A 19,135-nucleotide genomic window follows, 5' to 3' on the forward strand; every position below is an offset into this window, starting at 1 on the left:
GAGGTTGCCACAGACAGACGCATCGCAACCATCAGGACCCGGACGCCGCGCGCAGCGCAGCCGAAGGCGTTGATGCGATACGGTGCTTAGCAGACGGCCTACACCCTGCATGGGGATCGTTCAAAAGTCGGTGTACGTAGGCACCGTCACTGACTCACCTGGCGTAGCAGGCTCGAACCGCGACCACGCCAAAACGGAAATCACCACCGCCCGCACCACCCACGCCGCCTCCTTGATAAAGGCCAGCCGCAGGCGACGCGCTTTTTGGTTACTTTTTGTCGCTCGGACAAAAAGTAACCCCCCCAGGAGGGCGGAACAGAGCGGTTCAAGCAACGACAACATGTCACCAGCAGCGCGAGCCGTCGAGCATCAAACCAGATGAAACCCGCAGGCAAAGCGCCCACTCCAGCAAGGAGCCAAAAAACCACCCACGCCAGGTACTTCCATTGGGGGAACTGGCGTGGGCGTGAAGACCACCGGATGCGGCTCCAGCGGCCATTCGTTCCTACGCAAATCCGCCACGGGCGAATGGCAACAATTGTGTCGACGGACGTAACAGCGGTCAGCCCGCCGGCAGCACGATCCGGAACACGGCCCCCGCATCCACCACGCTGTGCACCTCAACCTTGCCCCCATGCCGCTCGGCCACAGCGCGCACCAGCACCAGCCCCAGGCCAGCGCCATCGGGCGCCCCCTGCTGACCTTCGTGCAGCCGCGCAAAGGGCTCGAACAACCGCGCCTGGTCGGCCAGCGCGATGCCGGGGCCATGGTCCTGCACGGCGATAGCGAAATGCCCCGGCTCACGCGCCAGCGATACCGTCACGGGCCGACCTCGCGGGCTGAACTTGATGGCGTTGCTGACCAGGTTGGCGATAGCGCGCACCAGCAGCGCCGGCTCGCCCTGCACCACCGCTGGCTCGTCCGGCAGATCGATCTGCAACGACACGTCGCGCGCGTTGGCCAGCGCCCACAGCTGGTCGGTGGCATCGAGCACCACGCTACCCAGCTCCACCTCCATGAACGCCAGCGACTTCGACTCTGCGCGCGCCACGCTGATGAAATCGTCGGCCAGCGTCATGGTGCGGCGCGCGTGCGCGGCAATGCGGGACAGCACGGTGCCGTCAGCGGCCGTGGCAGCGCCATCGTTACGGTTGCGCCGCTCGTGCAACTCGATCAGCGCCAGGATCGACGCCTGCGGCGAGCGCATGTCGTGCGACAGGAAGCGCAGCATCTGATCGCGCTGGCGCTCGGCGACCCGGATCGCCGTGATGTCGGTGACGCTGACGATCAGGCCGGCCACGGCGCCCGAATCGCCGTGCAGCGGCGCGCCATGGAGCAGGTAACGGCGGTCACCGCGGCCGGCGACTTCGATGCCGCCTTCAGGGACCTGCGCGGGGGCCGTGCTGGCGCGCGCGTGGCGCTCGTGCAGCGCCTGCCAGTACGCCAGCGCCGGCGCCGGTGCGGGGAACAGCGCCTCGATCACAGCGCGGATGGCGGGGCGCGGCGGGCCGGCATCGCCTGCGGCGGGCGCGGGTTCGCCGCCCAGCACCGTGGGCGCCAGCGCCACACAGCGGCGGTTGGCCAGCATCACGCCGCCGTCCAGGTCGCAGATCGCGGTGGCATCGGGCAGGCTTTCCAGGCCGTCGGAGAGGAAGCGGCGCACGCCGCGCAGCCGCGCGCTCATGCCGTAGACCGCGCGCATGCGGCTGTCGAGTGTGGCGCCGGTGTGGCGCGGCGCCGGCATCAGGCCGGGTTCGCGCTCCAGCCGCGCCAGTTCGTCGGACAGGAAGCGCAGCGCGGCTTCCTGCCGGCGCCAGCTCCACAGCGGGTAGAACAGCAGGCAGCCCAGCACCGCCGCCGCCGGCGCGAACCACAGCCGCGCCAGCGCCAGCAGCACCAGCGAGCCGCCCAGCAGGCCCGCCAGCAGCAGCCCGGTGGCCACCAGCGCGCCGCGCGGGGGCAGCCGCAATGCAGTCAGCGCCGCCAGCAGCACCGCCAGCAAGGTGCCGGCGAGCTGCCAGCCGCGCGGCACGGCCACGATGGCGTTGCCATCGGTCAGCGCCTGCAGCGTGTTGGCCAGGATCTCGACGCCGCTCATGCCGCGCCCGTCGCGCGACACCGGCGTGGGCAGCACGTCGCCCATGCCGGTGGCCATGGCGCCGATCAGCACGGCCTTGCCGGCAAAGCGTGCCGGATCGGCGCGGCCTTCCAGCACGTCGCGCGCCGACACGCGCGCAAAGGTGCCGGGCGGCCCCGCATAGGGGATGCGCAAGCGGCCGCGGCGTTCCCAGCCGTTGCCTTCGGTGGTCTGCGCGCGCTCCTGGCGGTAGCTGTCGAGCGGACGCGGCGTGCGCCCGGACTCCGCCATCACCGCCGCCAGGTGCGGCACGCCGGCGGCCTGCACCGGGTGCGGCCCTTCGCGCAGGTAGACCTGGCGCGCCACGCCGTCGGTATCGACCACCATGTTGATATGGCCCACCGCCGCGCCCAGGCCGGCCAGCGGGTAGCGCACCAGCATGCCGGCGCCGGCATGCTCGGCCACCACCGGCAGCACCACGTTGCCGGCCTGCGCCAGGCTGCGCGCCAGCACCGCGTCGTCCTGCGGGTAGCGGGTGTCGCGCTCGGACAGGATCACGTCCACGCCGATCACGCGCGGGGCGCCGGCGGCAATGCGCTCGACCAAGTGCGCCAGCACTGCACGGCGCCACGGCCAGCGGCCGATGGCGGTGATGCTGGCGTCGTCGATGGCGACGATGACGATATCGTCGCGGGCGGGATGGTGCTGTGCGCCGATGGCGATGTCGTAGGCGGCCAGGTCGGCGCGCTCGGTCCAGCCCTCGCGCGCGGCCAGCGCCACCAGTGCCAGCACGGCGGCGGCCAGCAGGCACCATTCGATCAGCGTGCGGCGCGCGAAGGCGCGGCCGGGCGCGGGCGCACCCGTGCCCGCGGCGTCAGCGGAGCCAGATGCGGCCACCGCCGTCGGCCCGGTCGCCCGGGCCCATGCCACCGATCGCGCCGCCCTGGCCATCGCGCAGGTAGGCGAAGATCTCGATGCGCTGCGGCGCGGAGAATGCCGCGGGGTCCGGGGCCGTGCCCGGTGCCGCGCGCGCGATCCGCACGTAGTAGACGCCCGCCGCCGGGCGTGGCAGGTCGATAGCGTTGGCGGCGGCGTGCTCGTCCGCCAGCAGCGTGGCGAAGCCTGCGTCCGCTGACAGCTGCACGCGGTAGCCGGCGCTGCTATCCCCGCGCCAGCCGATATGCAGGGTGCTGCCATTGTCCTGCAGGGTCGGCACCGGCGGCGCCGGCTCGACGGTGAAGGCGACGGGCGCCGACCACGGACCCGGGCGGCCAGCACCGTCCACGCTGCGCACGCGCCACCACCAGCGGCCCGGCGCCAGTGGCCGCACGGCGGCGGATTGTGCGGCCTGGTACAGCGCGGCCTGCTGCGTGAAGCCGGCATCGGCGGCAAGCGCCAGCTCGTAGCGCGCCACGCCAGGCACCTCGGCCCATTCGAAGGCCACGGCCTCGGCATACCGCACCGCATCGGCGGCGGGCTGCAGCGTGAACGGGGCCGGCGGATTCAGGCGCACGGACACCGGCGCCTGCGCGCCGTGACCGGTCAGCTGATGCGCATCCACGGCGCTGACGCTGAGGTAGAGGGTGCCTTCGGGCAGGCCGTCGACGCGGGCGGTGGTAGCGGTGGTGATGCCGGTCCAGACCAGCTCGCTCAGCGCGGCATCACGCGCCACCGCCACGCGGTAGGCCGCGGCGCCCGCCACCGGTTGCCAGGTTGCGTCGAAGCCTGGGCCGAGCACGGTATCGGCCGGCGGTTGCAAGGCCGGCGCCGGCAGCAGCACCACCGGATGCGACAGCCGGCCATTGGCCGACACGCCGATGCCGTAGCCTGCGCCGACCGAAGCGGCTGCCGTCATGGCGCGGTCCGCCGCCGCGTGGGCGCCGCGCGCCGCGCTGACGCCGACACGGCCTTCCAGCACCTCGCTGCGGCTGCCTTCGGCGTCGGCCGAGACGCGGTAGCGGGTGCCGCGCACGCCGGTCACCATCATCGGCGTATGCAGCTCGAAGCGGCCGACACCGCCGCCTTCGGGCGCCACGCGCGTATCGGCGGCACCCTTCTCGATGCGGATCACGGTATCGGTCAGCCCGCTGCGCGCGAATGTGCGCAGGCGCCGCACCGCCACCGCAGTGGCCGGCGGCAGCGTGACGCGGGTGCGGTCCGGCAGCTCGAGCGTGACCGAGCCGCCCGCGGGCGTCTCAATGCGCGCCGCCTCGTCCAGCGTCATGCCCACCTGCACCGGCCGGCCGTTGGCCCGGACCTCGCCCTGCACATAGACCACGCGTGCCGAGGCCGCCTGTTCCGGAATCTGGCTCAGCGGGATGCGCAGCCGCGAGCCCGGCACCAGCCGGTATGGGTCGGCCACGCCGTTCAGGCGCTGCAGTGTGCGCCAGCCGTCGGCAGAGGCCATATAGCGCTCGGCCAGCGCGATCAGCGTATCGCCCGGCTCGACCAGGTAGAGGAAATCGGCGCCTTCCGCGCCCGCCGGTCCGGCCTGGACCTGCTGGACCGAAATCCCCGCGCCGAACAGCCAGGCCAGCGCGGCCGCCTTCATCCACCTACGCATCCGCCCCGGCCTCGTTTGCCTCCGCGTCGGCCGCGGAGATTTCTTCAAACCGGTAGCCGTGCGAATACACGGATGTCAGCCGCACGCCATTCTCGGCGCGCAGCGCCAGCTTCAGGCGCAGCCGCGAGATATGCGTGTCGAGCGTGCGCGAGCCCGCGCCCATGGCGCGGCCCCAGACGGCCTGCTCCACCACCTCGCGCGCCAGCAGGCGGCCGGTATTGCGGAACAGGAACAGCGCCAGCTCGTACTCGCGCGGCGACAGCAGGGCCGCCTGGCCGCCGATGGCGATGGTGCGCGTGCGCGGATCGACGGTGTAGTTGCCGCGCCGGATCAGCTCGACTTCCTGCGCGGCCTCGGGATAGGCGCGGCGCAGCAGCGAGCGCACGCGGGCGATCAGTTCGCCGGCGCGGATAGGCTTGAGCATGTAGTCGTCGGCGCCGACGGTGAGGCCCGCGACGATGTCGGCCTCGTCGGTGCGGCTGGTGACGAACAGGATCGGCGGCATGTTGCCGGACTTCTGCCGCACCCAGCTGACCAGTTCGTAGCCGCTGGTCCCGGGCAGTTGCCAGTCGACCATCAGCAGGTCGTAGGCGCGCTCGCGCAGCGCGCGCAGCAGGTCCGCGCCGTTGGCGAAGGACTCGCACTCGAAGCCGGCCTCGCCCAATATCTGCCGGATCAGTTCGGCCTGATCCGGATCATCCTCCACGGAGGCAATACGCATACCTCTACATCCTTCTGCCAGCTTCCGACTGCAACTGCGGTCTCTGCCACGGCATGTCGACGGCTCGGCCGGCAAGTCCATTCCCTGAATTCACCCCCGCAAGGGCGGCGCGGCCGTCGATCTGATCCGGCGGGCCAGGCCGAAGCCCGCCGGCTGCCGCAATGTTACCTAATCGCGGCCCCACCCGTCGAGACTCCCGATGAGGGGGTATCGGTGCGAACTGCGCCGATCCTCCCGCGAACGTCCCGCGATCTCCCATTCCCTGCGGCGATCGCGCCGGGCCCGGGCGCCCTACTGCAGCATGTAGGTTTCGTACTCCAGACGGTCCAGCTTGCGGTCCAGCAGGTACAGCGCCAGCGCCACCACGACCAGCAGCGACACCGCAAACCCGTAGCCATACCAGGCCGGCCCCAGCCGCAGCGTCAGCGCCGTCAGCGCAAGGTTCAGCACCACGAAGGTGGCGGTCAGCAGCAGCACCTCGCGGCGCCGGTCCAGGTAGAAATAGATGTTGAGCACGCCCAGCAACACCACCTGCAGGCTGGCGCCGATTACGTCCACGTAGAGCAGCGGCATGTACAGCTCGGAAATACCCAGCAGCCGCAGCACCCACGCGCCCACCACGAACAGCAGCAGCGCGGCGATGGCCTGCACCTTGACGATCTCGTACAGCCCCAGCCGGATGGTCTGGACCATGGTGTTGCGCATGTCCTCGATATGCTCGAGCGAGCTGCCGCCGCGCACCGCGTTGTAGAACGCGTCGTAGTACTCGACAAAATCGGTCTCAATGCGCACCAGGAACACCGCCATGCCCGGGATGATCGCCAGGTAGGCCAGGAACACCGGGATGTCGTAGATGATCGACGCGTGCAGCGGACCGATCACCTGTTGCCCGGTGGACGGCGCGTACCAGAACATGAACTTGTCGATCCAGATGCCGAGGTTGTACAGCAGGCCGATCGCCACCAGGCTGGGGTAGGCGTAGCGACGCTCGAACACCTCGAACGTCATGAACTGGCGGCTGGTGTAGTTGCGGTAGATCAGCGTCACCATGCCGGTCAGCAGGCACAGCTGGCCGGCGACGAAGCCGCCCAGCAGCCCTTCCAGCCCGTGGCCGCGCAGCGCCAGCGCGGCGCCCACCGAAATCGCGTAGCCGAGCAGGAAGGTCCAGACGATGGCCTTGTACTGCTTCATGCCGGACAGGAAGATCGCGGCGATCCAGATATTGCTCAGCACCACGAAGCCGGCCACCATCAGCAGCCGGTACAGCACCGACTGCTCGCCGAAGCTGAACACTGCGCAGGCCAGGCCGGTGCCGCCCGACAGCACGGTCACCAGCAGCGCCACCGCGTGGTAGTTGCTCAGCACCAGGTGGTCGCGCTTCTCGAACAGCCGGTCGGAAGTAAAGCGCGTGAACGACAGCTGCATCGGCCCGGTCAGGATCAGGCTGCCCGCGATCAGGTAGGTCACCGACACCTGGAACTGCGTGATCAGCGTGCCCGGCACCACGAAGGGCAGGCTCAGCATGCCAATCAGCAGGATGCCGACGATCGACAGGATCCACGGCCCGGAGCTGATGATGCCCGCGTACGCATAGGCGCCCAGCATGCCGGAGAGGTTGTCCCGGCGCAGCATCTTGCGCAGCTCGAATCCAATGCCCGCCATGCTCAGGCTCCTCCGTGGACCGGGCAGCGCGCGGGATTGCCGCCGCCGCGCCGGTCATGCCCGGCGCCGTCGGGTTGCGCCATCAGCCGTTGGTACAGGTCGCGGTAGCTGCCCACCATGCGCTGCTGGGTGTAGTAGCGCTCCACCCGGGCAACGCCCGCCGCCTGCGCCGCCTGCCAGCGCGCCGGGTCTTTCAGCAGCGCCAGGGCCTCGCCGGCCAGCGCCGCGGGGTCGGCAATGCGCACCACGCCGCCGGCGGCGCCCAGCGCGGCATCCTCGCCGGGCAGGCCGAACAGCAGCTCGCGGCATGAGCCCACGTCGGTGGTCACGCACGGCACGCCGGCGGCAAAGCCTTCGAGCACCACCAGCGGCAGCGCCTCGCTGATCGAGCTCAGCACCAGCACGCCCACCTGCGGCAGCAGCGCGTCGATGCGCTGGAAGCCGAGGAACCTGACCTTGTCACCCAGCCCCAGGCTCTGCGCCAGGCTGCGGCATTCGCGCGCATATTCCGGATCCTCGTCCTCCGGGCCGGCGATCCAGCCTTCGGCCTCCGGGTACTCGCGCACCACCGTGAGCATCGCGCGGATGAAGGTCTTGACGTCCTTGATCGGCACCACCCGGCCGATCAGGCACAGCACCGGCGGCACGCCCGGCTTGCGCTGGTCGCGCAGCGGCGCGAGGCGCGGCAGGTCGATGCCGTTGGGGATGCTGCGCGTGCGCGCCTCGGGGGCGCCATCGAGCACCTGGCGGCGCCGGTTGCCTTCATACAGCGCGACGATGTCATCGCCGGCGTCATAGCAGACCCGCCCCAGCGTCTCGAAAAAGCGCACCCACAGCTCGCGGAAGTAGCTGATCTGGGAGATGTCGCGCTCGAACACATTGCGGTTGTCGCGGATCCACTGGCTCTGGAACAGGTCGATCTTGCGTTCCTTGGTGTAGATGCCGTGCTCCGACACCAGCAGCGGGCGCTGGTTGCGGTGGCGCAGCAGCGCGCCGAGAAAGCCCGCGTAGCCGGTGGAAACGGTGTGGTAGACCTGCGCCGGGATCAGGCCGTCGGCAATGCGCATCAGCTGCCACAGCGGCTTGTGCATGATGCGCACGGTCCAGAAATAGTCCGTGAACGACGGGTCGGTGCAGAAGCTCCGGTACTGGTCGGTGATGGTCTGCCAGGCGCGGCGGCTGTACAGGAAGGCGTCTTCGCCCAGCGCCCCGCCCTCGCGCAGCGCCGGCATCAGCGCGCGGATCATGGCGCCGGCTTCGGCTTCGTGGCCGGGCTGGCGCAGCAGGTCGTGCAGCCGGTCCGAGGCGTCGAACGCGGCGGGATCGCCGGAACTGCCGTGGACCATCGGCGGCGGCGGGAAATCGTACAGGAAATGGGTTTCCAGGTGGACCACGTTGGGCGGCAGCCGGTAGGCCATGTCGCCATAGTCCTGGCGCCGGCTGCCAATGAAGACGATGCCGAAGCGCACGTCGGGGAACGCGCGAATCATCTGGTTGACCCAGCTCGATACGCCGCCGCTCACATAGGGGAAGGTGCCTTCGAGCAGCAGCATGACGTCGGCCGACGTCCCTTTCAGCAGGATCTCGCTCATGATTGCGCTCCGGCTTGTGCTCCGGACTGCCAGTAACGCAGCAGGGGCCGCACCAGCGGGAGCGGCGAGGGACTGTCGAACGATGCCATCAGCTGGCGCACCGCGGCGTAGTCGCGTTCCAGGTAAGCGGCTTCGGCCAGCAGCGGCAGCACGCGTTCGCGCGCAAAGCCGAGGGATTCGGCGCGCTGCAGCCATTCGCGCGCTTCGCGCGGGGCGTTGCGCACCAGCGCCAGCCGGCCGCGCATGTACCACAGCGAGGCGTTGCGGTCGTCATGCTCCAGCGCCGCGCCGGCATAGCGCTCGACCTGGCTGGCGGTGTAGCGGTAGACGTCGCCCTGCACCAGGTTCTGGTAGATCAGCTCCCAGTAGAGATCGGCCAGGCGCTTGTTGATCTCGGCGCGCTCGACGGCACTGGCGGCGCTTTCCAGCCGCGGCAGCTCGGCCAGGATCTGCTGGGTCAGCTGCTTCTCGGCGCCGTCCAGCATGCCGTAGGCGAGCAGGCGGATATCGTCGGCGCTGTCGGCCAGCAGCTCGCGCAGCACCGGGCTGGCGGTGCGCGCCGGCATCGACTGCATCGCCACCAGCGCGGTCAGGCGCTCAGGCAACGGCGCACGCGCGTTGCCCAGCTGCGCACGCAGGCGTGCGCCGCCGCCGTGCGTGACGCGCGCCATCAGGTGCGTGACGAACTCGGGCAGGCCCACGGTGCCGATGCCGCTGGCGTCCGTGCGTCGTGGGAACAGTTTCGAGAACAGATAGCTGCCAAACCACACCAGCACGCCGCCCAGCGGCACGAAAAAGCAGAACAGCGCGAGAAAGCCGTAGCTCCACGCGAACGGCACGCGCATGCGCCGCGGCAGCAGGCGCCACAGCACCAGAGCGGTCAGCGCGGCCGCCACCGCCTGCATGCCGACAAAGGCCAGCAGCAGCGCGGTACTGTTGCCGGCGCGGGCCAGCAAGGCCAGCGCGGCGAGCTGCGCGGCCAGGCCGCCGGCGCCGAGCTTAAACATGGCGGGCTTCCCCGGCTTGCACCTTCGTCTGCGCCACAGCGCCATCCACCTGGGCGCGGTGCAGCAGCTTGAGCAGCGCGTCTTCCGAGCCGGTGCCGGGCACGGCCAGCGTATAGACGCCGATGCCCGCGCTGGTGAAATCGGTGCCGAACTGCGCGCGCAGCATGTCTTCGATACGCACCAGATACGCGGAAACCGCCTGCGCATCCGACAGCGGCATCAGCGTCAGCATGGCCCGGTGATGGCTGTTGACCACCGGCCACGCCACATCCAGCGCGCGCCGGCTGCGCACCACCTGGTCGAACAGCGCGTCGCGCTCGGGGTCCAGGTCGAACACCAGCGCCACCACCGAGCTGTCGATGCCGGTCTCGCGCCGCAGCCGCGACAGACGCGCGTAATCGAGCGCGAACGAGTACGGGCAGCCCGGCGCTGCCGCCTGGATCGAACGGGTGGCGCCGGCATGCTCGACGCCATCGGCGTAGTAGCCCAGCAGCACCATCAGCATCTGCAGGTTTTCATAGGTCAGCGACAGGAACGGCATGCGCTCGACCACCAGCACGCCGATCAGGTGGTCGGAGCCGGCCAGCACCGGCGCCACCGCCACGTAGCGGGTCTGCGCATCATGCTGCAGGCCTTCGGCGCGCAGGTGCGCGAGCTGGCGCGTGTCCAGGCAGTGGCGCACCAGCGGGTCGGTGGTGTCGAGCGCGAAGAGCGGGCCGACGCTCGCCGCGGGGGCGGCGTCGATCTTGTCGCCGTCGCTCGCGTAGAGCGCGGCGGCCTCGAGCTGGCACGCCTGCGCCACCACCTGCAGCATCGGCTGCGCGCCCGCCAGCGGCTGGCCGGTGCGCACTGCCTCGTCCTGCGCCACGCCGCGCAGCTGCGACAGCGTGTCGCGCAGCGTGGTCGGCCGCGCCAGCAGGTCGTTCTCCAGCCGCGCGTGCGAGATGCGTAGCAGGTAGTGGTTCTTGGTCAGCGCCGCCAGGCGCTCGTCCAGGTAGCGGTTGACCGCGCGGGCGCGCGCCAGGCGCGTGCCCCAGATATCGCCGAACTGCCCGGCCACCAGCACCAGCAGCAGCCCGCCCAGGAAGAACATGCGCGGGAACGGGCCGCTGACCGCGCCGGCCTCCTCGAAGAAGAACCACCCGCCCAGCAGCATCAGCACGCTGCCCACGCCGATCAGCGTGCCATAGCGCAGCGCCAGGATCACCGGCAGCAGCCAGGCCCAAGGAAAGCCCAGGCCCAGCAGCAGCGGGTTCTGCGGCAGCACCAGCCAGGCCAGCCCCATCGCCAGCAGCATCGCCACCACCAGTTCGACCACGGCCGCGCGCCCATTCACCGCGGGCGCCAGCAGGCGCGCATAGCGTCCGCCCAGGCCGATGCCCTGCCCTTGCCGCGCGCGATGTGTGTTGTCAGCCGGATTGGCCACGCTTATCCCCTTGCTTCAACCGGTTTGCCGCATGCCTGCGGCATTGTCATGCTTCGCGCTAACACCTCAACCCTGCATCAGCGGCGCCAGCAGGCGGCGCAACAGCTTCTGCGCGGTGCCCGACAGCGAGGCGCGGCTCCAGCCGCTGTCGCTGCCGGTGGCCGACCAGACCACCTCGCCGCTGGCCACGTCCAGCAGCTGCAGCGAGATGCCCACCGCCGGCTCGCCGTCGACGCCGACCTTGTAGCGCCACTCCTGCACCGCCCCGGTCAGCGCATAGCGCGCCTTCTCGGCACGCGCCCATTCCAGCGCCTTGCCCACGGCCTCGCGCTCGGCGGGCTCGAACAGCGTTTCCGGGTTGAGGCTGGCCGGGTAGCGCTTGAGGCTGGCCACGCCGCCGGTCTTGAGCAGGCTCTCCGCAATCGCCTCGGCACGCAGGCCCGCCTGCGGCGTCTCGGTGTAGTTGACGATCGGCAGCACGGCGATGGTCTCGCCACGTGCAAGCTGCGGCGCTCGGCCCACGTCCGTCACCGCGCAGCCCGCCAGCCACAGCGCCGCGCCCAGCGCGCCGCACCATGCGGCCAGCCGCCTCATTGCCTTGCCCGTCGATTCCCTGGTCTCTTTGCTCATCGTTTTCCCCTTTTTCCCTCGATCCATATCCTGTTGTCAGCCGATCGCCGCACGCCCGCGCCGGCTCAGTACAGCCAGCGGTAGCGCATTCCCAGCTCCGTCAGCGGCACGCCGCCGTTGCGCGCCGCGGTCTCGTGCGAGACGAACAGCGACAGGTGGTCGTTGCCGAACACCGACCCGGCCACGCCGAGCTGCATGCGGAAGTTCTGGCGCGCGCGCGTGTCGCGCAGCAGCCCGACTTCGCCGAACGGGCGCCACTTGCGCGTGTATTCGTCCAGCAGCCCGGTGCCGAAGCCGAACAGCACGCCCGCCTGGGTAAAGCCCTGCGGCATGTAGAACCCCGGCGTGGCCGCGTCCCCGGCCGGCACCAGCGAAGCCATGCGCGGCGTCAGGCTGCCGCCGTTGGCGCTGTAGCTGGCATGCGTGCCAACCACGCGCACGGTGTAGTCAGGATAGGCGGTGCGGATCTTGTAGCCGGCCTCGACGTCATAGACGATGCCGTGCCCCAGCGCGCTGCGGTCCTGCCCGCGGAAGCTGCTGTACTCGATGCGGCCGCCGACGAACTCGCGCAGCCCGATGCGGTAAGTCGCGCCCAGCGCCGCCACGTCCTTGGCTCCGCCCACGCGCAGCGCGGCGGATTCGTCGGCGGGCTGGTTCAACCCCGCCAGCGTGCTGAACTGCAGGCGCCCCTGCCGGTTCCACTCGCCGAAGAAACGCGCGGTGGCCATGGTGTCCAGGCCTTCGCGGTAGCCCGCCGTGGCACGCCAGCGCTTGCCGTTGTCTTGATAGCCCAGCGACAGGTCGGCGCGCCGGTCGGACGACGGCACGTTCACCAGCTGCGTGGGGTCCGTGCTGCGCTGGTCGCGCCAACTGCCGCGCAGGTTCAGGTCATAGCCATCCCACAGGCGCACGCCGCCGGCCAGGCTGCCTTCGGTGTATTCCAGCGGCTTCTGGTGCGTGAAGCTGACGCGCGGCTCGATCGCCTGGGCGTTGTTGAGCAGCGCGTCCTGCAGGGTCTCCTGCAGCGCGTCGTCGGTGCGCGCCACCTCCTGGGCCTCGAACGCCAGCGTCTGCGCGGCGCCGAGGCGGTCCAGGCGCAGGTTGGCCTCGATCTGGTTGGTTACCGGCACGCGGCCGGCCTGGCGTTCCAGCACGCGGTCCAGCGCGTCCATGTCGTTGCTGTCCAGCGCCAGCGCGATCTCGGCATAGGCCGGGCGCGTCAGCGTGCGCGCGTAGTGCCTGGCGAGCCAGGCGCGCGCGAGCGGGTTGGCCTCGGACGACAGGGCCCAGGCCAGCGCCACGTCGCGGCCGGCGGCGGATAATGCCTTTTCGCGCGCGGCCTCGCGCTGCACCACGGCTGCGGGCGGCGCCACGTCCAGCGGCGGCAGCCCGGCGATATCGCCCAGCTTCGACTTCGCACCGGCGGGCCGCGGCGCGTTGCGCGCCTGCGCCGTGGCGGCACGGTCGTCGCGCAGCATCTGGATCACCAGGGCGCGCGACACATCGCCCGAGGCGAACACCTGCCCCAGCGCCACGGTCTGGCGGCGCAGTTCGGCGCGCGACGGCAGGCCCGGCTCGTCGCCCTCGGCCACGGCATCGTCTTCGTCATCGGCGCGCAGCCGCGCATGCATGCGGCCGCCTTCGGCCCAGCCGTGATGCAGTGCCACCCATGCCTGGCGGCGGGTGCGCCAGGCGGTGTCGGTTTGTCCGATGGCCTCATACGCGTCGGCGGTCAAGCCAAGCCAGAGCGGATCGGCCTGCTTGCCGTCATTGAGCTTGCGCAGGTAGTGCAGCGCCGAGCGGCCGTCCTGGAAGCGCATATGGCCGGCGGCGAACGCGCCCCACAGGTCGGGGCTGTCTTCTGCCTCGCCTTTCAGGCGGCGCATCAGTGCGCGCACTTCGTTGTCGGTGCCCATGTCGACCTGTGCCCACAGCAGCCCGCCCAGTGCCTGGCTGCTGGCTTCAGGCAGGTTGGCGGCACGACGCAGGTCTGCCATCGAGCGCTCGCGCTGGCCGATGGCGCGCAGGTATTCGGCGCGGTAGGTCAGGAAGCGGCCCGATTGCTCGGACGCCCGCAACTGCGCCGGGGTCAGACTGGCCAGGAAGCGCTCGACGCGCGCCCAGGCGCGCGCCTGGGTGTAGTAGTAGACCGTCAGCTCCAGCGCCTCCTGGCTGCCGTGCTTGCGCCAGTAGGCTTCGGCGATGCGGCCGGCATCGATCGGGCTGCGGTCGTAGTACGCCAGCAGGTTGGCCAGGTCGCGTTCCTGCACGGTGGTTTGCGCGTCCGCGCAGTCGTTGCGCAGGCTGCCTTCGGGCTGGCGCCGGCACGGGTCCTCCTGCGGGCCGGAGATCGATGCCGTCAGCTTGCGATAGCCCTCGTCGAGCAGGTCGTCGCGCTGGTTCAGCCTGGCCAGCTCGGTGAAGGTGCGCCAGTAGAGCGCGTCACCCTGGGCCGTGCCGGCGGCGGCGCGCGCAACCAGCATGGCGTCAAGCGCCTGCCTCAGGCGGCCATGCACATAGTTGGAGTTGGCGAGCTTGAGCGCATACGCGGGGCGCGGGCCGAAGCGCTCCTGCAGCTCGGTGTAGAGCGTGAAGGCACGCCCGTCCTTGCCGGCGCGCTCGGCCAGTGCCGCGTTGCGCTCCATGATCTCGCGCGCATTGGGGCCGCGGCTGAGGCCGTCCAGGAAGGCCATGGCCTGTTCCGGCTCGCCCAGACGCTCGTAGGCGGCGACCACCGCGTCCACGGTGCGCAGGTCGCCGGCGCGCGCCCGGTGGCGCAGCGCGACCAGGTAGGCGGCGTCATCCGACAGCCCCGGCGCCAGGCGCAGCACATGGTCCCAGGCGCGCTCGTCGTTGCTGGCCTGCGCGTACGCCAGCCAGTTTTGCAATGCTACTGCGGGCTGGCGGTTCCATTCGGCCACCTGCGCCAGGCGCTCGCGCCACAGCAGGTCGCCGGGCAGCCTGCGCACTGCGGTCTCGGCCACGCGCTGGGCCTGGTCAAGCTTGCCGGCGGCGAGGAAGACGCGATAGGCGAGGTCATGGTCCTCGGCGTTGAAGGGCTTCTCGGCGGCGGCGCCCTCGGCCTTGTCAGCGGCACTGGCGGCCGCCTTGCGCGTTTGCAGCACGCCGGCGGCCTGCAGCGCATCGCGCAGCGCCAGCCCGCGCGGGCCGTCGAGGAAGACCACCCCTTGCGCGGCCCACGGCTGCGCCGCGGCGAGCATGCGCGCCGCCTGCGCAGCCGGGCGGTGCCGCAACGAAGACAGCTTCAGCAACCGCTCCACGTAGCGGGCGGCCTGCTCCGGCCGGTTGGCCGCCAGCGCCAGCCTGGTCAGGTAGCGCAGCACCTCGGGATCGTCGAGCAGCGGCCCGGCATGGCGTTCGGCTTCGGCCAGTGCCTCGTCCAGCAGGTTGCCGGACTGCAGCGTCTGCACGGCCTTCAGGAACAGCGCGCGCTGCTCGGCCAGCGTGCCGGCGCGGGCCTGGGCCGCGAACAGCGCGCGCGCGGCGTCGCGGTAGTTGCCGCCGGAGACCGCAATCTCGGCCAGTTGGCGATTCCAGAAATCGGCATGGCCGCGGTCGGCGCGCGCCAGTTCGCGGTAGAAGCCCGCCAGTGCATCGGTCGCGCCGAGCTCGCGTGCCTGCATGGCCAGCCTCTGCAGCTCTGCAATGGTCCAGCGTCGCGCCGTGGCTTCCTTGAGCAAGGCCTGCGCCTGTGCCAGGAACTGCGCGCGCTCAGGCGTATCGGGCTGCGCCGCCCAGGTACGCTGCTGCGCGATGTCGATGCGCGTGCGCAGGATCGTGGCGGACAAGTCGGCGCGCTGCAGCGCCTGCATGCGCGCCAGCATGGCCTCGGCCTCGTCCAGCCGGCCGCTGCGCGCGTATTGCTCGGCGAGCACCGCCATGAACCCCGGATCGTCCGGCGCGGCCTTGGACCACGCTTCCAGGTACGCCACGGTCAGGCCGTCCATGGTGCGGCCCTGCCCCAGCAAGCGCTCGCGCAGCGTCTCGCGCGGGAACATCAGTGCCAGGCCGACTCCCACCATCGCGGTAAAGGTCAGTACCAGCGCCGGCGGCAGCAGCCGCTCGCGCTCAGCCGGCGCAGCGGACTTCGACGGCTTGGCTGGCATGGTTCAGGTCGGTAAGGGGCGCGGTATCGACGCGCAAGGTATCGCGCTCGCGCACACCCTGGACGGTCTTGCCGTCAACGCTCACGCGGCAGTTGGCCGCGCCGGCGAGCCGGAAGAAAGGCTTGTAGTAGCCGCCGAAGGCAAAGCGCGTGACGCTGCCATCGCGCTGCCAGTTGCGCACGATGCCGTTGGCTTCGGCCAGCTGCGGAGCGCTCGCCACGGCCGGCGCGTCGCGCGTGACAAAGCGAACGTCGCCGCCGTCCAGGTGCAGGTAGACGCCTCCGCCCGGCGCCGCCGAGGTACCGGTGACCCCGCGCGCCGAGGCCAGTTCCGGCACGCCGGCGCCGGTCCAGCGCAGGTTGCGCAGGTTGCCGTCGCCGCGCACGATCCAGGCGCCGGGCTGCGTGCCATCGCCCAGCTCGCGCGCCACCGCCATGTCCTGCCAGTCCAGCACCTTGCGCACGTAGTCGGTCGAATGCAGCGGCAGCAGCGGCTGCGCCAGCACGTAGTCGTAGACCTTGCGCAGCGCCTTCAGCGACGCCACCTTGGTGCCCGAATAGCTGTGGTAGTAGATATTGACCGGCTTGAAGCGGTACGGCTTGTCGGTCAGCTCGAAGGTCTCGATCACGCGCTCAAAGCCGTAGTACGGGCCGTGCCACAGGTTGGTATAGACGTTCTCGTTCTGGTTCGGCGCGAACACCTGGAAAGTGCCGTCCGGCTTGTTGATGCCCAGCGGCGAGATCGCGGTCCAGCTCGGGTTGCTGCGCGTGATCATGGTGTCGCCGCCATTCATGTTGAGCACGCGCGCCTGCGCCGCGAGCTTGAGCGCCTGCGCCGGCGGCTGGCAGTCGCCCGACCACAGCAGCAGCGTGACCGGCTTGCCGGCGGGCGCGAGCTTGCGGTTGATGTAGTCGATCGAACCGCCGATTTCGCGGTTCAGGTCCATCGTGTAGCCGGGCACCGGCAGGTGGTAGGCCTCTTCTGCCTTGGCCTGCTTGCCCGCGCCGTGCTCGTGGCCGTGATCCTTGCCGGCGGCCTGCGCCCTTTGTCGGCCCTCGGGCACGGTCAGCGCCCAGGTGAACGGGTGCGAGAAGGTATGGCTGGCCACCTCCACGTACGGCTGCGCGAAGATCTTGCGCGCGATCGGCTCGAGCTCGGCGCTGAGCTTCGGGTACATGCCGTCGGCGCTGAGCTCGGCCTGAATCACCGACATGGTCATCGGCAGCCGGTAGCGGTCGAAGACCTCGCGGAACAGCACCTCGCCCGAGAAGCCGCCGCCCGGCATCTCCGCGCGCGAGGCAAAGCCGTCGCCGTCGATATGGATGGTCAGCAGGCGGCGGCCGTTCTCGGTAGTGACGTCGGGCACCGGCATCGCCGGCAGCCGCAGCGCCTCGCGCAGGAAGGCCAGCGGCTGCACGATCCAGCGGTCCGGGTCGGTGTTCTGGATGCCGGTCAAGACCGCGTACGGCCTGATCGCGTAACCGCCCCAGGGCGTGATTGCAGCAGCGTCATAGGTGAGCGTGCCCGAGCGCAGCCGCAGCAGCGAGCGCGACCCGGCGCCTACCTGCACCGGCACCGCGCGCGAGCGGTCGGGCAATACCGGCGCCTCGAAGCCCATCATCGGGTCTTTCGACACCACCTGCACCGGCCCCTCGACGCGGCCCCTGGCCAGGCTCAGCCCCAGGCTGTGCGCCATCGTCCCGGTCATGCGCAGCCCGAAGTCGTTCAGGAAGGCCACCGGGATGCCTTGCTCCACCTGCTTGCCGAGCCACTGACGCAGGCGCCCGGCGGCCGCGTCGTCGACCGGTCCTTCCAGCCAGATCACCACGCCGGCGTAGCGGTCGACGCCCAGGTCCGGCAGCGGTTCGCCGACGCCGGCGAACTCCACACGGTAGCCCAGGTAGTTGAGCGGCATTGACACGAAGCGCACGCCTTCGGAATTGTCGATCGACTCCCCGGGACGCTGATCCTGCAGCACCAGCACGCGGCGCGGCAGCACTTCCACGCTGCCCACGCCCACGGTCTGCAAGGCCGGATCGGCCACGTACGGCGTGATCCCCAGCGCGCGGATGCGCTGCGCGGTCTCGCGCGCGCAGCGGCGGTCCGCCGGCGCGCAATAGTCGATGGAGATCACCGGCAGCCGGTATTGCTCGCGGATGGTGCGGGCCTGCGCCAGCAGCCAGTCGCGGTCCGCCTGCGGCACCTCGACATAGCGGCCCTTGCCCTGGTCCCAGCCGCGAAACAGCGATTCGAAGGCCACGGCATAGGCCAGCCCATGGACCTGCGGCAGGATCTCGAAGCCACGGTTGAAGACCAGGCGCGCCTCGGGATAGCGCGCCTTGATGGCCTGGATCACGCGCACCATGCCCGCTTCCTGGCGCGCGCGCTCGGCATCGGTCTTTGCCACCAGCTGGTAGGAGTCGAGCGTATCGAGGAAGAAGCCGCGGAAGCCGCGCTGCCACAGCGGCGCGATCACCTTGTCGACGTAGAAAGCAGGCCAGCCTTCTGCGGCCTGGTCGACCACGCGCGCGCTCCAGGCGTCGTTGCGCCCGGTGAGCCAGGCCTGCGGGATGTCCTTGTAGTAGCGGCGGCTTTCCAGGACCTCGCCCACGCTGACATAGGCGAACCAGGCGGTGGCGGGCGTGGCGGCCTGGCGCGGATCGAAGCCGCTGTCGGGTTCGACCACGGCGATATCGAAGGCCTGCAGCGCATCGACCGGCGGCTTCGCCCCATAGTGGAAGGCGATTGACGGCATCGGCGCCCCCGGCGCCGGTGCGGCCGCCGTCGCCGCCATCGCCGCATTGACCGATACCAGCGACAGCAGCACCGCCGTGCCTTGCACCAACCGTCGCATCGCCACCGCCATCACCCCGTGCAATCGGGACCGCCTTCGCGCGCCCCGGCTCCCTGCTTCCTCCGACTGCTCCACAGCTAGCTTCCTCTTTATCTGCGCGCCGCGCCTCATGTGCGCCCGGCACGACATTTTTGGACGGTCGCCGCCGCCTTGCCCGACTTTGTCGGTCGAGCTCGGAAACTTCCGATGTTATTTGACCTGCGGATGCTATGACAGACGCCCGAGTCGCACTGTCAACAATTGTTCCGAAATTGAGACATTGTCCCTGCCTACGCGTTAACGCCCGACCCACGGCTGCCTTGCCCCCATGCACATAGGGGGCATGTTCATGGACGCGCAGCGCCCTCGCGGCAACGCGTTACGCGGGCACTGGCGACCACCAAGCCCCGCGGGCACAAACGAATCAACGGAGAACCGACCAGGTCCCGTGCGCGACGTGTCGCGACACTGTCCGCAACGACAATTCCGAACAGCTA

10 protein-coding genes are annotated in these 19,135 nt (G+C 70.4%); all 10 read right to left on the reverse strand.

Going from position 1 to position 19,135, the window contains the following annotated elements; all coding sequences use genetic code 11:
- Positions 1 to 562 precede the first annotated feature (562 nt).
- The 10 genes from AC10V3_RS32355 to AC10V3_RS32400 all read right to left on the reverse strand — a co-directional run bounded on the left by AC10V3_RS32355 (position 563) and on the right by AC10V3_RS32400 (position 18,659).
- The gene (locus AC10V3_RS32355) at positions 563 to 3,028 is read right to left on the reverse strand and encodes a CHASE2 domain-containing protein (RefSeq protein ID WP_051369985.1); all 2,466 of its coding nucleotides are present in this window, start codon (positions 3,026 to 3,028) and stop codon (positions 563 to 565) included.
- Positions 2,952 to 4,640 (reverse strand): FecR family protein, encoded by a 1,689-nt coding sequence (locus tag AC10V3_RS32360; RefSeq protein ID WP_041681842.1) that lies wholly within the window; start codon positions 4,638 to 4,640, stop codon positions 2,952 to 2,954. Before AC10V3_RS32360 ends, AC10V3_RS32355 begins: the two co-directional genes overlap by 77 nt.
- A complete protein-coding gene (locus AC10V3_RS32365; protein ID WP_022539489.1) occupies positions 4,633 to 5,361 on the reverse strand; it encodes a response regulator transcription factor in 729 nt (242 codons plus the stop codon). The genes AC10V3_RS32360 and AC10V3_RS32365 overlap by 8 nt, the downstream gene beginning before the upstream one ends.
- Positions 5,362 to 5,652: 291 nt before the next feature.
- Complete coding sequence (gene pelG / locus AC10V3_RS32370; protein ID WP_022539490.1) at positions 5,653 to 7,023, reverse strand: exopolysaccharide Pel transporter PelG; 1,371 nt, start codon at positions 7,021 to 7,023, stop codon at positions 5,653 to 5,655.
- Between the two features lie 2 nt (positions 7,024 to 7,025).
- Positions 7,026 to 8,615 (reverse strand): GT4 family glycosyltransferase PelF, encoded by a 1,590-nt coding sequence (gene pelF / locus AC10V3_RS32375; protein ID WP_022539491.1) that lies wholly within the window; start codon positions 8,613 to 8,615, stop codon positions 7,026 to 7,028.
- Positions 8,612 to 9,622: a tetratricopeptide repeat protein gene (locus AC10V3_RS32380; RefSeq protein ID WP_022539492.1), complete on the reverse strand. Its 1,011-nt coding sequence runs from the start codon at positions 9,620 to 9,622 to the stop codon at positions 8,612 to 8,614. The genes pelF and AC10V3_RS32380 overlap by 4 nt, the downstream gene beginning before the upstream one ends.
- A complete protein-coding gene (locus AC10V3_RS32385) occupies positions 9,615 to 11,054 on the reverse strand; it encodes a PelD GGDEF domain-containing protein (protein WP_041681843.1) in 1,440 nt (479 codons plus the stop codon). The genes AC10V3_RS32380 and AC10V3_RS32385 overlap by 8 nt, the downstream gene beginning before the upstream one ends.
- A 60-nt stretch (positions 11,055 to 11,114) precedes the next feature.
- Positions 11,115 to 11,678: a hypothetical protein gene (locus AC10V3_RS32390; protein ID WP_022539494.1), complete on the reverse strand. Its 564-nt coding sequence runs from the start codon at positions 11,676 to 11,678 to the stop codon at positions 11,115 to 11,117.
- 65 nt (positions 11,679 to 11,743) lie between these two features.
- Positions 11,744 to 15,805, reverse strand: coding sequence for a tetratricopeptide repeat protein (locus tag AC10V3_RS32395; protein ID WP_022539495.1), 4,062 nt, complete (start codon positions 15,803 to 15,805; stop codon positions 11,744 to 11,746).
- A complete protein-coding gene (locus AC10V3_RS32400; RefSeq protein WP_490923932.1) occupies positions 15,768 to 18,659 on the reverse strand; it encodes a bifunctional glycoside hydrolase/polysaccharide deacetylase family protein in 2,892 nt (963 codons plus the stop codon). The genes AC10V3_RS32395 and AC10V3_RS32400 overlap by 38 nt, the downstream gene beginning before the upstream one ends.
- Between the last annotated feature and the right edge of the window lie 476 nt (positions 18,660 to 19,135).

It is taken from the genome of Cupriavidus sp. PB-02, from assembly GCF_058252315.1.

Bases quoted from the DNA above. Each gene is read 5' to 3' on its own strand.
- pelG (WP_022539490.1), bottom strand. From the start codon at position 7,023: ATGGCGGGCATTGGATTCGAGCTGCGCAAGATGCTGCGCCGGGACAAC.
- AC10V3_RS32360 (WP_041681842.1), bottom strand. From the start codon at position 4,640: ATGCGTAGGTGGATGAAGGCGGCCGCGCTGGCCTGGCTGTTCGGCGCG.
- AC10V3_RS32395 (WP_022539495.1), bottom strand. From the start codon at position 15,805: ATGCCAGCCAAGCCGTCGAAGTCCGCTGCGCCGGCTGAGCGCGAGCGG.
- AC10V3_RS32365 (WP_022539489.1), bottom strand. From the start codon at position 5,361: ATGCGTATTGCCTCCGTGGAGGATGATCCGGATCAGGCCGAACTGATC.
- AC10V3_RS32400 (WP_490923932.1), bottom strand. From the start codon at position 18,659: ATGCGACGGTTGGTGCAAGGCACGGCGGTGCTGCTGTCGCTGGTATCG.
- AC10V3_RS32390 (WP_022539494.1), bottom strand. From the start codon at position 11,678: ATGAGCAAAGAGACCAGGGAATCGACGGGCAAGGCAATGAGGCGGCTG.
- pelF (WP_022539491.1), bottom strand. From the start codon at position 8,615: ATGAGCGAGATCCTGCTGAAAGGGACGTCGGCCGACGTCATGCTGCTG.
- AC10V3_RS32355 (WP_051369985.1), bottom strand. From the start codon at position 3,028: ATGGCCAGGGCGGCGCGATCGGTGGCATGGGCCCGGGCGACCGGGCCG.
- AC10V3_RS32380 (WP_022539492.1), bottom strand. From the start codon at position 9,622: ATGTTTAAGCTCGGCGCCGGCGGCCTGGCCGCGCAGCTCGCCGCGCTG.